Genomic DNA, 14,713 nt, shown 5'->3' with positions numbered 1-14,713 from the left:
CTACGGCCTTCAGGGGCGCTTTCCATTTCTAGGCTTCCGAATCCCAGATCACCGTGATGTTGCCCTTGAGCGTGTCATTGATGCCGGGACGAAACAGGTAATCCATGGCCTCCCGGGGCATTTCGAACCGCAGGTTGCCCGACTTGCGGTCGACATACTGGCCGGGCCGGAAGGGTCCCACCCAGGCGTAGTTCATCAACGGCACATCCTTGACCGGGGCGCCATCAGGCCCTGTGATACCACCGGGCAAACTGAGTGTGGTGTGTACCCAGGCAGTGTTCGATTGCCCGTTCAGCCGGCAATCGGGCCCGGAAGGCTGGAACGAATCACACTGCATCATGACCTTGAAAGCAGCGGAGGCGGAAATATTGAAAACCTGGTCACGGTAGATCCGCGCAGGACGGGTACCGCTGGCGATCCACCGTTGCCAGCCACCTTCGGGTTCCAGAGCCACCTTGTTCCCACCGGGTGGCAGGTCGACTTTAAGGGTGTGCTGCACATCCAGAACCAGATCCAGGGTCAGGTGGCTGTCCAATGGTCTCATCAGCGCGCCGAAATCAATGTGCCCACCCGAGCCGAGCATATAAGGCATCGAACCGGTGTATTGTCCGCTCGACATCGTCAGAGGATTGGGCGTGCGCAATTCGTAGGCGAAGTCGAGGGTGGAAAACGCCATCGACGGAATCCGGTAAGCGGCGAATTTGGTACACGCCACCTCGACCGGAGCCTTCCAGAAAAACCGAAACGTGTTGGAGCCGGCCAGACCGATGCCGGCGTACTGACAGGGCGTCGGGGCGTACATCCAGCCACTGCCCCACAGCAAGCTGTGGGCCTCGACAGGATCGCTCACGCCCACCAGACTGGCGGCGGACTGATTCAGATGGTATTCGGAGCCGACGCCCGTCATGCGCACTTCAACGATCGCCGTCTCTTGCGTATTCCTGTTGGTCACCACCACCTGGCGCCAGTGGGAAGGCATGCGTATCGACACGCCGTCACCGGGCGACAGCGAGCGCACTGCCTGGAAAATCAGCGGAGCCCGGATACTGAACATTTTGTTGTCCGCGCACTGCCCGGGATAATCCGCGCAATAACCGCTGTTCGGGGTCGTGTTGATAAACATGTTGTTGCCGGGTTTGGAAGGATCGGGCTGGAACACTGCCCGGATTTCCTTATTCACGGCCTGCGCCGTCGACAGACTCAGGGCCGCCAGCACGCCCATCCAGGTTGTAACGCTTTTCATCATTGCAAATCGCCTGCTGATCCATAAAGAGGGGCCGCTATCGTTCATGCACCCGGCGCCCTGGCGTTGAACAGCAGCATCACATTGCCGCTGTATTCTCCCGGTCGATATCCACCGGTGGGCTTCACCGGTTCAATTTCCAGCAGGACCCGTTTGCCGACGGCCGCGTCCTCCTTCGACACCACTTCCCGTGGCGGCACCTCGGGCCCCAGTACAACGCCATTGAAACTGACCTTCAGCCAGATCTCCTCACCCGACCGGCCGTTCGACAGGTAGGCGGGACTGTCCAGACGCGCCTCGATTGCACTGGTGTCGTGCCGCACGTCGAAATTCTTGCGCAGGCTGCTCAGGGTCGAGGTGGCGTAGTCCCAGAACAGTTGCTGCGTGCGATGCACCCAGTCCGGTTCGGAGGGGATGACGTAGAACGGCCGGCTCGGAATCGTCAGCGACACTTCGAAGACGTGTTCTTCCCTGGCCGCCCCGGCCAGAGAGCTCATCAGACTGGCTGCCACCATCAGTGCCAGGCGCGTGCATTGCTTGTTCATGTCCTTGTTACCTGCTGCGTCCATGGAGAGCGGGATCATCGACTCACGACCTTGAGGGGTTTGCGGCTGCCACCCTCGATCAGAAAAAAGCGGTATTCACGTCCCTTTTCCTTGTCGAAACCAAAGGACTTGCCAGCCAGTACATGGTGCTTGGTAACCGCCCCGCAGTCGGTGTCGTCGCGCAACGAACAGCTTTTGAACTCATCGACGATGACCACCGAGTTACCGTTGTTGCGCAGTTCATAACGGCGGTCGTTTTCCTCGACCGTCGTCTGGAAGCGCGTGTCCTTGGGACGGACAAACAGGATGGTGCCGAAACCGGTCATCAGGTTGACCCCCGCCGCCAGGCTTTTGGCGTAGTCCTCGCGTTCCTCGTCCCCCACCACGAACGCATCTTCCTTTTCCGGCACCACCGGTATGAAACGCACACGGAAATAGCGCTCGCGTGTCCGTTCGCCCATGTACAGCAGTCGCGTTCCCTGCATGCCCTGGGCCGGAACAATCAGGCGCGCCGGGCTCGCCATCACGCCATCGCGAGAGGCACCGCCGGCGGCATTCTCCAACGGAATTTCCTGCGGTTTCCCTTCGTCGTCGTACACGATTTCCAGCACGTTGACCTTGACGAAGGCCGTGCTGTCACCACTGTTGAATACACGTTTGAGGTAGGTGCTCTTGTCGCCGTCCAGGTAGTCATAGACCGTGCCGACATTGATCTGGGGCCCGGCCAGTACAGGCCCGCCAAGCAGACCGAGCAGTAAAAGGGGAAACAGGCGTGTCATCGTCTTCAACCTTTTTTAACAATGAAAAGAGAGCGATCCGGCTCGTCAGATTTCCGAGTCCCAGATAATCGTGATATAGCCCGTGAGCGTGTCGCTGACGCCGGGTTGCAGAAAACTGTAGAAATACCGTTCAGGAATCTCGAAACGCAGACTGCCCGCCTTGCGATCGACGTACTGAACAGGCTGGAACGGGCCAATCCAGGTGTTGTGATGCAATTTGCCGCTCCAGCCCTCGCCACCACCGGGGCCGACGATCCCCGGCGGTACCGTCATCGTCGTTTCCACCTGGGCGCTTCGTCCTGTCGGGCTGCCCATGTGGCACGCCGTCCCGCCCAGCGAGTTGCACTGCATCATCACTTTGAAGCGTGAAGAGGCCGACAGGTAATACGGCTGGTCGCGGTAGATCCGGGTCGGTCTGCGACCGTTTTCCAGCCAGCTCTGCCAGCCGCCGGCAGGTTCGAGGGTCACCTTGTTGCCACCGGGTGGCAGATCGACCTTCAGGGTGTGTTGCACGTCCAGGACAAAGTCGAGACTCAGGCTTCTGTCGTCTGGCTCCATAAGGGGGCCGAAATCGAAGTCGCCACCCGGGCCGAGCGTGTAGGTCAACGATCCGGTGTAAAGACCCGAAGACATCCCGAGTGGATTGGGAGTACGCAGTTCGTAGGCAAAATCGACGCTTTCAAACGACATGGCCGGGATCGTGTAGGCGGCCACCTTGGCGCAACTGGCTTCGACAGGCGCCTTCCAGAAAAACCGATAGCGATCCGGCCAGTAATACCCGACACCGCTGTACTGGCAGGGAGGAGGCACATAGACCCAACTGCTGGAGGTCCAAAGCTTTTGATGGCCCTCGAGAACGTCCGAAACCCCGACCAGATTGGCCGCAGTGTCACTGAGGGCGTACCACGACCCGATCCCGATGATGCGCATTTCAACCGTTTCCGCTTCCTGGGTTGCGCTGTTGGTCACCGTCAGCTGCCGCCAGTTGGCCGGCACCTTCAACGGGATACTGTCACCCGGTTTGATACTGCGGTTCGAATTGACACGGATCGGTAACTGAATGCTGAACATCTTGTGCTCAGCACACTGCTCCGGAGCATCTGCGCAATACCCGGTACTGGGCGTTTTATTGACGAAGACGTTCTTGTTCGGATGCGCAGGATCAGGCTGGAACAAAGCCCTTATCTCCTGACTGGCCGCCTCTACCGGCGACGAGCCCAGCGCCATTGACAGTCCCAGCCACCCTGTAAACCTTTTCATGGATTCAGCCTGCCTTCTGATCGGTTGCATTGACGTCGGCCAACGTGTCGGGCGTGCAACGCAGATCACCGATCATCAACACGTTGTTCTCGCTGCGGTGGCGATCGGCGTCGAGACGGAACTGACACAGCAGTTGTTGTCCCTGACGCACCTCGAGCGTGGGTGAGCCGGCGTTCATTTCCATCGAGAAGAAACCGTCGACCTCCGTCACCCCGCGACTGGCGTGGTTGATCACATGGTGGCCCTTGAGAGGTCGCCCCTGTGCATCGACCAGCCGCCCGAGCACGGTCATGGTTTTCATCACGCGCACCTTGCGGTACTCCACGCCGCCCTTGTTCATGTGATAGCGGGTGCGTGCCGGCTCGATCGTGGCGGCCGGAACGGTATTGCCCTCGAAGTCGAAGCTCACCGAGCTGTTCTGATAGGCCGTGATCGGGATGAAGTTGCGGCCCGGGCGCAGCGGTGCGCTGCCGCCGCTGAAGTCATCGGCACGCAATGCGATGTCATCGATATCGGACTCGACATCGACAATCATGCCGGCGCCGCGCATGTCATGCTGGCTGGTCAGTACCATCTGCTCGCCGCCCATCACCAGTGTGCTGTCCAGGTTCAGGCCGCCGGTGAAGTTGCCGTTGTACGAAGAGCGCTGCAAAAAACCGTCGCCATTGAGCGAGTCGGTGCGAAAGCTCGCCAGGCTGGACAGGCCGACGCCATAAGTGTCGGTCAGCGCGGTCACCGAGACGTTTTGCAGGACGTGGTCCTGCAGATTCATGCGCCAGCCGAGGGAGGCATTGTTGTCGCGCCCGCCCTCTCGTGCCGTGCGCGAGCCAATGCTGCCGGTGATCTGCTGACCCGGCCCGCCAAGCGCCAGATTGACGCTCAGATCGACCCCGCGATTGCGCGCATCGCCACTGCTGAAGCTGCCAGGTCGATCAAACAGCGAAAGCCGCCAGTTGGCATCGCTGCCGAACAACACGGTGCGCTGGTTCCAGCCCAGATCGACACCGATCCCTTCGGTGTTGCCTTCACTGTGGGAGATGCGGGCATTGATCGAGCTCTTGCGACTGACCCGGTGATTGAGCGCCAGCGACGAATTGCTGGTCTGCCCGACGAACACGTTGCGCTGACGCACCCGGGTGCCATCCGGCAGCGTGTCGTAGATGTCCGTGGTGTCCAGCCAGCTGCGGTTGTGACTGATCACCAGACTGCCGGAGCCGTAATTGTAAAGCCCCTGCACGTCCAGCCCGGTGCCGTGATCTTCGGTCTGGTAAACGTTGGCGTACAGACTGACGCTGTTGGCCAGCGTCCAGTCGATGGAGCTGCCGTATTGCAGTTTTTCGCGGAGCTGCCGTGCCGAGAGTCCGAGAATCACCCGTGGGTGCCACAGGTAATTGATCGATGCCCCGGCCGTGGGGTCGCCGCTGGCCTGGCGGTCCCAGTTGCTGAACAACTTGGCTTCCTGCCCCGCGAACAGGTTGTAGCGCCAGCGCTCGTCGAGGTTGCGCCAGTTGTTCGGCTTGTAGACCAGCTCCTGGGTGGTCGAGGTGGTCTGGCCATCCTCGATCAGGCGCACTTCGACTTCATAGATTCCACCGGGCAAGGGCCGGGTATCGAGGGTCTGCAACCCTGCCGGCACCGATTGCGTGTTGATCAACAAACCGTCGCGGTAGACCTCCACCGATGCCTGCCGGTTGGCCGTGACATAGATGGGGTAGATGCTCGGCTTGGGTGAATTGATCGCCAGACTGTCGGAACTGCCGTACATCACCCCAACGGTGGTATCCGGACTGGTACCAAAGGTGCGGGGCTGGCGGGTCAGGCCCTCGGATGCCGGCGTGAAGTAGCCCAGCCGCACGAAACTGCCCTGCAATTCACGTTGCGTATGCAGTTCATGCACGGCGTGATACAGCTGGTCATCCGGCCCGCCAAGACGGGCCAGCTGCATGTTGAATGTCTGGCTCCAGTTACCCAGGCTGGCGCTGGCCTCCAGGCCGAAACGACCGCCCAGATCCTGTTCCTGGCCCCCATTGAGGTTGAGCTGGTTGCGCACGATCAGACCGCTGCTGCCGCCGTCGGGCTGGTCATAGAAGCGCTTGGCCTCGGTGTCGCGTTCGGCGTTTTCGGTGACGATCGATACCAGCGAGCTTTCCAGGTTGTAGTGCACCGCCAGCATTTGTTCGGGGCATTGCCCGGTGCACGCACCGAGGGCAACGCCCGGTTTGAGATAGCTTGCCCAGACGTCGCGTTCGACGGCGCTGAAGCGACTGTCCTGAGTATCGGTGAATTCCAGCAGTGTCAGCCGATCATCGCGGGACAGGACCACCATGGCCTCGCCCAGCGGTTGTTGATCGAGCTCCACCCGCACGGCCAAGGGAACATCGAAAAAGTGCTCTTCAAAATCCGTCGGCAAACCTTTGGCCTGAGCCAACAGGCTTCGCGGTGTCGTACCGGAAGCCGCAGGTGCCGCCACGGCTGCGGCACAAAACAGCAACGCAAGCGCAGCCGCGATGGGCGTCATCGGGAACATGAACAGTTACTCTGATTACAAACAGACAAGAAGTCCGACTGACAGACAACTCTGTCAGCCGGCTTTCGTTACTTTCAGATGTCAGAGCTTGACGCTGGCCACTGGAGTAACCGCGTCAAACATCATGGTCACCGAACCGGTGTAGTCACCCGGGGTGAAGTTAGTGCCTTTGGCGGTAATACTTAGCGGCGCACGATAGTTCACATCGGACTCGGCTTCACCGACCACCATTTGCGGAGTTTGGGTGAGCACCACATTATTGAACTTGACTTCCAGATCGATAATGCTCGAACCACCGACCAGTTTCGGTACACCTTCCAGAGAACCGTGTACCGAACCATTGTTGTTACGCACATCGAAGAAGCCGTTGACCGGTTTCATGGTGCCGGTAATCGGGCTGAAGCTCATGTCCTGATCCTTGCTGACCAGGTCAGGGTCGACCGGAACCACGTAGAAACCGTTGGTCGGCACGTGGGCCACCAGGCTGATGGAGTGACGCGCTTCGCCTGCGGCAAACACCATGGAGGAACCGAGTGCCAGTGCAGCCAGTGGAGCAGCCATTGCGATTTTCTTGAACATCATTCATACCCTGTCTTTTTAAAGGATGGAGCGTTGAAAGTTCAAAACAGCGCTTGCCCGGACGGTTTGTGCCGGTTTGAACTTTCAACGCCGGGGCATGATCGAGGGTTATCAATGGAAAGTAAGCAGGCAACTTCCCACGAGCGTGTAGTTAAACATGCTCACAACCATAAAGAAAAAACGTCTGATTTTAAATATCCATGACAACGCCTGTAAGTTAGACCCTACATACACTTCAAGATAAAAAACCATACAGCATTTACAACTAACAAACTCGGCAACAACGGCTCTTTTTAGAGTATATGCTCAACCACTCCTAGAGCTATGACTTTAACTTCACGGTCATCACGCCAGAAGAAACTTACTCGCTCCAAAGGGGGGCGCGAGACTGGCCCTCAGCGTCCCGACCACTCGTCAGGGCAGCTTCACGCTCAGTAAAAAAACGCTTGTCGAATCTTTAAGATATATCTTACGTTGTATCTAAATACGACGAGAGAAGACAGAGATGAGAGACCATCACTCCCCCCACCGCGACCACGGCGACAGCCGGGACGGCTTCGAGAAACGCCATGGTCGCGAACGCGGCGGTCGGGGCCCGCGGGTATTCGCCCCGGGCGATTTGAAATTGCTGCTGCTGGCACTGATCGCCGAACAGCCGTGCCACGGCTACGACCTGATCCGCCAGATCGAAACCATGTTCGATGGCGCCTACAGCCCCAGCCCCGGTGTGATCTACCCGACCCTGACGTTTCTTGAAGAAAGCGAAATGATCACCGGCGATGCCGAGGGCGGCAAAAAACGCTATGCCGTGACCGATGCCGGCCGCCAATCCCTCAGCGAACAGGCGGTGGCGCTGGATGGCGTGCGCATGCGCATCGACGTCAGCAAGCGCTCGTTGCGCGGCCACGACCGGCCGCCGGAAATCCATGAGGCGGTGCACAACCTGCGTCACGCCTTGCAGATGCACCACGGGCGCTGGAGCCCGGAAGAAATCCTGCGCGTACGCGACCTGCTCAACGACACCGCCAAAGCCATCGTCGACGGCCCCGCCGTTCAATCTGCCCCGGAGAAAGCCGAATGACCTCAGTCGATACCCAAACCATTCACCGCGTCATGCATGAAATCAAACGTCGTCGCCTGGAAGTGCTACGCGTGGTCGACCTGACCCCGCGCATGCGCCGCATCACCCTCGGCGGACCGGAACTGGCCGGCTTCATCAGCCTCGGTACCGACGATCACGTCAAACTGCTGTTCCCGCAGAACGCCGAACAGGCCGCGGCGCTGGAAACCCTGGTGCTCGGTGCTGGCAAGAGCGACGTGCCGATGCCCGAAATGCGCGACTACACCCCGCGCCGCTACGACCTCGACAAGCTTGAACTGGACATCGACTTCGTCCTGCACGGTGACGGCCCTGCCTCGACCTGGGCCGAACAGGCCAAGCCCGGGCAGTTCCTGCATATCGGCGGCCCCCGTGGCTCGATGATCGTGCCGGACATCTTCGACAGCTACCTGCTGATCGGCGACGAAACCGCCCTGCCTGCGATCGCCCGCCGCCTCGAAGGGCTGGCGGCCAATCGCAAGGCGCTGGTGGTGATCGAAGTGGAAAACGGCAAGGAGCAGCAAACACTGGAAAGTGCGGCGCAGGTCAACGTGATCTGGGTGCTGCGTGAGGGCGGCAAAGACAATCTGCTTGCCACCATCAAACAATTGCAGGTGCCAAAGGGCAATCTGTATGCGTGGGTGGCGACAGAAACGAAAGTCTCGCGGCAGATCCGCCGGGTGTTGCTCGATGAGCATGGTCTGGACGAGAAGTTCGTCAAAGCGGTCGGTTACTGGCGCGCCGAAGGCTCCGAGGAAGAGTGAAACGAGCGGCGGCGCTAAGCGCGCCGCCCCTGCCAGCGATCGATGCCGATCACCAGTAACGCCATCAGCACAAACCCCAGCAGAATCCCACCGGCATTGACGAACACCTGTGGATAACCCAGCAGCGCCACGTCAATGAACGGATACGCGTAAGCCCCCAGCAAATGCCCGCGCAGCAGCGCATAAGCGAAGTACACCAGCGGATAAATCAGCCACAGCGGCAGATGCTTCAGACGCAGGGTGCCCTTCGGCACGCACAGCCACCAATAAGCCAGAAACAGCAGCGGCATTACATCGTGGAGCAATTCGTCAGCGATAAACTGCCAGCCCTGCGGGTGCCATAGATGCCGCAGCAAAATGCTGTAGGCCAGGCCCACCACGACAATGCTCACGGCAATCCCGCTGCTGACCCAAGGCTGCAAAAACCAGCGGCGTGCCGCGGATTCACGATCGGTCACCGCGCAGGTCAGCACCGCCGCCACCAGGGTGTTGGTGATCACGGTGAAGTAACTGAAAAAACTCACCAGACCGCCCAGCAGACTGGCGCCGACGCTAAGTCGCGCGAAGAAAATCAGGTACAGCTGAATCCCCAGCCCGGCCCAGCCCAGCACCGCAGCCGAAGTGATCAGGCGTCGCCGCCACACGGCGTTCATCTCAGAGCGGACGCTTGGTGCGCATCAGTTTCACGTACAGCCGCTCGACCTTTTCCCGTGCCCATGGCGTCTTGCGCAAAAAGGTCAGGCTCGACTTGATGGTCGGATCGCTCTTGAAGCAACGAATGTCGATGCGCTCGGCCAGGCCTGACCATTCGTAGTGGGTCACCAGCGCATTGAGGATCTGTTCGAGGGTCACGCCGTGCAGCGGATCGGGATTGTGGTCGTTCATGCCGGGCCTTTGGGCGAAGTGGAAATGCAGAAGCCGCGCACCTTAGCCGAGGGGCAGAGCCGGTGGAAGGCCTTCCTTCAAATGTAGGTGAACCGCACAAGATCGCAGGCTCCGTCAACACCGGCAATGTGATCGAATGACGCACTGTTACCGAATCCGAAAGGGTTCATGTCAGCAAAAGCCCTTTGTGTTTTTGTAACGGGACATTATCCTGCCGCCCTTCTGCTGAACCGCTTCACTGCCTGCGTCAAATCGTAGCGGCCAGCTTATCCCCCAAAAAAGATCAAGAAAGACCCTATTCATGCCCGATTTTCCGTTCTCCCGAGACAGCGCTATCTCAACATTGCGACTGATCGGCGGCTGCACCGCCCTTGGCCTCGCCACCTGCACCCAGGCCGCCCCGGCCTTCGACAGTGAATCACCGTGGATGCTCGGTGACTGGAACGGCACACGCAGCGAACTCTCGGCGGAAGGCATCGACTTCAAGCTCGACTACACCGGCGAAATGGGCAGCAACCTGCACGGTGGCTACGACCATGACCGCACCGCGCGCTACAGCGACCAATGGGGCCTCGGCACCCACCTGGACCTGCAAAAACTGCTGGGCTGGAACGACGCTGAATTTCAGTTGACCGTGACCAAGCGCAGCGGCAACAACATCAGCAACGACCGCATCAACGACCCGCGTGTCGGTGGCTTCACCTCGGCCCAGGAAGTCTGGGGCCGTGGCCAGACCACCCGCCTGACGCAGATGTGGTACCAGCAGAAATTCTTCGACCAGAAGCTCGACATCAAGGTCGGCCGCTTTGGTGAAGGCGAAGACTTCAACAGCTTCCCGTGCGACTTCCAGAACCTGGCGTTCTGCGGCTCGCAGGTGGGCAACTGGGTCGGCGGCATCTGGTACAACTGGCCGGTCAGCCAGTGGGCGCTGCGCGTCAAATACCACCTGACACCCGAGCTGTACGCGCAAGTCGGCGCCTATGAGCAGAACCCGTCGAACCTTGATCGCGGCAACGGCTTCAAACTCAGCGGCAGCGGCACCCAGGGCGCGATCCTGCCGATCGAACTGGTGTGGAAGCCGAAACTCAACGGCCTGCCGGGCGAATACCGCGCCGGTTACTACTACAGCAATGCCAAGGCCACCGACGCCTATAAAGACCGCAACGGCCAGCCGGCGGCCCTGAGCGGCGAGGCCTATCGCAGTGCTTCGAGCAAACACGGCGTGTGGCTCGGCGTGCAGCAGCAGATCACCAGCGTGGCCAGCGACAACTCCCGCGGCCTGAGCGTTTTTGCCAACGGCACGATGCACGACAAGAAGACCAACGCCATCGACAACTACGTCCAGGCCGGTGTGGTCTACAAAGGCCTGTTCGACGCCCGCGCCAAAGATGACATCGGTTTCGCCCTGGCCCGCGTTCACGTCAACCCGGCCTACCGCAAGAACGCCGAGGCGACCAACCAGGCCCGCGCCGTCTACGACTACGACGATCCGTCCTTCCTGCCACCGCAGGACACCGAATACAGCGCCGAACTCTACTACGGCGTGCACGTGACGAACTGGCTGACCGTGCGCCCGAACCTGCAATACATCCGCCATCCAGGGGGTGTGGACAAGGTCGATGACGCGCTGATCGGCGGGATCAAGATCCAGTCGTCGTTCTGACCGACATCGCCCCCACAAGAAATTTAGCTAGCTACACAAGTTTTACTTGAACCATGCCCACGCCAAATCGTCATCTACAGTGACTACAGCGCGGGACTACATAAACGTCACGGAGAATCACACTATGAGCACTGAAGGTGCTTCGAGTCGAAGCCGTCTTCTGCCGAACCTGCTCGGCATTCTGCTTCTGCTGATGGGCCTGGCCATGCTGGCCGGGGGAATCAAGCTGAGTACGCTCGGCGGCTCGCTGTATTACCTGCTGGCCGGTATCGGCATCACGCTGACCGGCATACTGATGCTGATGCGTCGTCGCGCGGCATTGGGCCTGTACGCCATCGTGCTGTTCGCCAGCACCGTCTGGGCGCTGTGGGAAGTCGGTCTGGACTGGTGGCAACTGGTGCCGCGCCTGGCGCTGTGGTTTGTCCTCGGTTTCGTGATGCTGCTGCCATGGTTCCGTCGTCCGCTGCTGCTCGCAGGCCCGGCGCCGATGGGCACCGGCGGTTTGACCGTGGCTGTGATTCTGGCCGGCGTCACCGCCCTGGCCAGCCTGTTCACCCACCCGGGCGAAATCTTTGGCGAACTGGGTCGCGAGACCGCTGACACCACCAGCACCGCGCCAGCCATGCCTGATGGCGACTGGCAGGCCTATGGCCGCACCGAGTTCGGTGACCGCTATTCGCCACTCAAGCAGATCACCCCGGCCAACGTCGGCAAGCTGCAGGAAGCCTGGCGCATCCAGACCGGCGACCTGCCGACCGCCGATGACCCGGTCGAGCTGACCAACGAAAACACCCCGCTCAAAGCCAACGGCATGCTCTACGCCTGCACCGCGCACAGCAAAGTGCTGGCGCTGGACCCGGACACCGGCAAGGAACTGTGGCGCTTCGACCCGCAGATCAAGAGCCCGGTCGGCTTCAAGGGTTTCGCCCACATGACCTGCCGTGGCGTGTCGTACTACGACGAAGCGGCTTACGCCAAGTCTGAAAACGCGGCCTCCGCCGTCATCTCCGAGGCCGGCAAAGCCGTTGCTCAGGCCTGCCCGCGTCGCCTGTACCTGCCAACCGCCGATGCCCGCCTGATCGCACTGAACGCCGACACCGGCAAGATCTGCGAAGGCTTCGGCACCAACGGCGTGGTTGACCTGACCCAGGGGATCGGCCCGTTCACCGCCGGTGGCTACTATTCCACCTCGCCTGCCGCCATCACCCGTGATCTGGTGATCATGGGCGGCCACGTGACCGACAACGAATCGACCAACGAGCCATCGGGCGTGATCCGCGCTTTCGACGTGCGTGACGGTCACCTCGTCTGGAACTGGGACAGCGACAAGCCAGACGCCACCGAGCCTTTGGCGCCGGGCGAAACCTACAGCCGTAACTCGGCCAACATGTGGTCGCTGGCCAGCGTCGATGAAAAACTCGGCATGGTCTACCTGCCACTGGGCAACCAGACCCCGGACCAGTGGGGCGCCGACCGCACCCCGGGCGCCGAGAAATTCAGTGCCGGCATCGTGGCTCTGGACCTGGCCACCGGTAAAGTGCGCTGGAACTACCAGTTCACCCACCACGACCTGTGGGACATGGACGTCGGCAGCCAGCCAACCCTGCTGGACATGAAAACCGCCGACGGCATCAAGCCTGCGCTGATCGCCCCGACCAAACAGGGCAGCCTGTACGTCCTCGACCGTCGCGACGGCACGCCGATCATCCCGATCCGCGAAATCCCGGTTCCGCAAGGCGCCGTGAAAGGCGACCACACCGCCCCGACCCAGGCCCGTTCGGACCTGAACCTGCTGGCCCCGGAACTGACCGAAAAAGCCATGTGGGGCGCCAGCCCGTTCGATCAGATGCTGTGCCGCATCCAGTTCAAGGAACTGCGTTACGAAGGCCAGTACACGCCTCCGTCGGAACAGGGCAGCCTGATCTATCCGGGTAACGTCGGCGTGTTCAACTGGGGCGGCGTCTCGGTCGACCCGGTTCGCCAGATGCTGTTCACCAGCCCGAACTACATGGCCTTCGTCTCGAAAATGGTGCCACGCGAGAAAGTCGCGGCCGGCAGCAAACGCGAGAGCGAAACCGCTGGCGTGCAGCCGAACACCGGCGCGCCATACGCGGTGATCATGCACCCGTTCATGTCGCCACTGGGCGTACCGTGCCAGGCTCCGGCCTGGGGCTACGTCGCCGGTATCGACCTGACCACCGGCAAAGTCGTCTGGAAACGCAAGAACGGCACCAGCCGCGACAGCTCGCCAATCCCGATCGGCTTCACCCTGGGTGTGCCAAGCATGGGCGGCTCGATCGTCACTGCCGGCGGCGTCGGCTTCCTCAGCGGCACCCTCGACCAGTACCTGCGCGCCTACGACGTGAACACCGGTAAAGAACTGTGGAAATCGCGTCTGCCAGCCGGCGGCCAAGCGACCCCGATGACCTACACCGGCAAGGACGGCAAGCAATACGTCCTGCTCGTGGTGGGTGGTCACGGCTCGCTGGGCACCAAGATGGGTGACTATGTGATTGCGTACAAACTGCCGGAATAAGTTGTAACGGCGGTAAAAGGAAAGGCGATGCCCTGTGAGGGGTGTCGCCTTTTTTGTGGGCTGCGTTTTTTACACAGGGTGTGTATGTCCTACAGACAGGGTGTTTGCAGGGGATGTTTCTGACATGCCGCGTCGGTTGTCGCTCGGAAATGGGGTGGATAGGCTTTGGGGGTCGCTGAAACATTCAGCGAACGGGCGTCGCAGTCCGCTCAACTCACTTGGTACATAATCGCCACCCCAATCCGAATTGCCTCGGTACTTTTCGTTTGTTAATGGTGGCTGTGCGCGGGATACCTTCGGGTGTGCCGGAGTTTTCCGAGTGATCCGGTCTGCGAACCCGCGCACAGCTGCCACCCTCACGAAATCGACTGCCAGCCACAAACCGTATTCGCTGGCAGATCGATTGGGACGCAGAGCGTCCCGGCTGCATTCCCACGCAGAGCGTGGGAACGATCAAGCAGCACGCCCTCCGCCTTTCGCCTTTCGCCTTTCGCCTCTCACCACTCCCCACGATGAGCGTTAGCTCGAGTACCGCTCTTGACGTGCCGGCCCCATCGGAAGGCTGAGTGGAGGGATTTATCCGGGGGTGGGAGCGCAGCGACCGTGCGGCGAAGCCGCATGCATCGAGAGGAGGTGCAGCGAAGCAAACCGTAGGCGATGCCCCCGGATGAATCCCGGAACGAAGGAACGCCGAGCCACAGCGAGGCGCCGAACGCAGGGGCCTAGACCTTTGGTTCCTTTGGGGCGTTTGCCAAAGGGACTCGCCGTAAGGGCGAAACCGCCAGCGGCAACACCCGCAGAAACGGATATTCACCCAAAACCCAGAAACCTGG

Annotated in this window: 12 protein-coding genes; 4 read left to right on the top strand and 8 right to left on the bottom strand. The window is 60.6% G+C overall.

The features are described from left to right. Positions 1–28 precede the first annotated feature (28 nt). The 6 genes from L6D81_RS17785 to L6D81_RS17760 all read right to left on the bottom strand — a co-directional run bounded on the left by L6D81_RS17785 (position 29) and on the right by L6D81_RS17760 (position 6,936). Positions 29–1,243: a hypothetical protein gene (locus tag L6D81_RS17785; RefSeq protein ID WP_236181258.1), complete on the bottom strand. Its 1,215-nt coding sequence runs from the start codon at positions 1,241–1,243 to the stop codon at positions 29–31. 44 nt (positions 1,244–1,287) lie between these two features. Then, entirely contained in the window at positions 1,288–1,788 is a 501-nt protein-coding gene (locus L6D81_RS17780) for a CS1 type fimbrial major subunit (RefSeq protein ID WP_236181311.1), read from the bottom strand. Positions 1,789–1,823: 35 nt separating this feature from the next. After that, positions 1,824–2,567, bottom strand: a complete 744-nt coding sequence (locus L6D81_RS17775) for a molecular chaperone (RefSeq protein WP_236181257.1) — start codon at positions 2,565–2,567, stop codon at positions 1,824–1,826. A gap of 45 nt (positions 2,568–2,612) precedes the next feature. Next, positions 2,613–3,794 carry a hypothetical protein gene (locus L6D81_RS17770; protein WP_236181256.1) on the bottom strand — a complete coding sequence of 394 codons (1,182 nt, stop codon included), beginning with the start codon at positions 3,792–3,794 and terminating at the stop codon, positions 2,613–2,615. A 37-nt stretch (positions 3,795–3,831) separates the two neighbouring features. Next, entirely contained in the window at positions 3,832–6,354 is a 2,523-nt protein-coding gene (locus L6D81_RS17765; RefSeq protein ID WP_236181255.1) for a CS1-pili formation C-terminal domain-containing protein, read from the bottom strand. Between the two features lie 81 nt (positions 6,355–6,435). Next, complete coding sequence (locus tag L6D81_RS17760; RefSeq protein WP_236181254.1) at positions 6,436–6,936, bottom strand: CS1 type fimbrial major subunit; 501 nt, start codon at positions 6,934–6,936, stop codon at positions 6,436–6,438. A 502-nt stretch (positions 6,937–7,438) separates the two neighbouring features. Here L6D81_RS17760 and L6D81_RS17755 point away from each other — a divergent pair. Continuing rightward, complete coding sequence (locus tag L6D81_RS17755) at positions 7,439–8,014, top strand: PadR family transcriptional regulator (RefSeq protein ID WP_011335784.1); 576 nt, start codon at positions 7,439–7,441, stop codon at positions 8,012–8,014. After that, complete coding sequence (locus L6D81_RS17750) at positions 8,011–8,796, top strand: siderophore-interacting protein (RefSeq protein WP_236181253.1); 786 nt, start codon at positions 8,011–8,013, stop codon at positions 8,794–8,796. Before L6D81_RS17755 ends, L6D81_RS17750 begins: the two co-directional genes overlap by 4 nt. 14 nt (positions 8,797–8,810) lie before the next feature. On the opposite strand, the gene L6D81_RS17745 is transcribed toward L6D81_RS17750, so the two are convergent. After that, positions 8,811–9,449, bottom strand: coding sequence for a Pr6Pr family membrane protein (locus tag L6D81_RS17745; RefSeq protein WP_236181252.1), 639 nt, complete (start codon positions 9,447–9,449; stop codon positions 8,811–8,813). A gap of 1 nt (position 9,450) precedes the next feature. Continuing rightward, complete coding sequence (locus L6D81_RS17740; protein WP_007956650.1) at positions 9,451–9,681, bottom strand: VF530 family protein; 231 nt, start codon at positions 9,679–9,681, stop codon at positions 9,451–9,453. Between the two features lie 301 nt (positions 9,682–9,982). Here L6D81_RS17740 and L6D81_RS17735 point away from each other — a divergent pair, with 301 nt between their 5' ends. Then, complete coding sequence (locus L6D81_RS17735; RefSeq protein WP_236181251.1) at positions 9,983–11,344, top strand: carbohydrate porin; 1,362 nt, start codon at positions 9,983–9,985, stop codon at positions 11,342–11,344. Between the two features lie 124 nt (positions 11,345–11,468). Further along, positions 11,469–13,880 carry a glucose/quinate/shikimate family membrane-bound PQQ-dependent dehydrogenase gene (locus tag L6D81_RS17730; RefSeq protein WP_236181250.1) on the top strand — a complete coding sequence of 804 codons (2,412 nt, stop codon included), beginning with the start codon at positions 11,469–11,471 and terminating at the stop codon, positions 13,878–13,880. Positions 13,881–14,713: the final 833 nt, after the last annotated feature.

Source organism: Pseudomonas sputi, assembly GCF_021603585.1.
Taxonomy (GTDB): Bacteria; Pseudomonadota; Gammaproteobacteria; order Pseudomonadales; family Pseudomonadaceae; genus Aquipseudomonas; species Aquipseudomonas sputi.
This window is presented reverse-complemented; position numbering and strand designations above follow the sequence as displayed.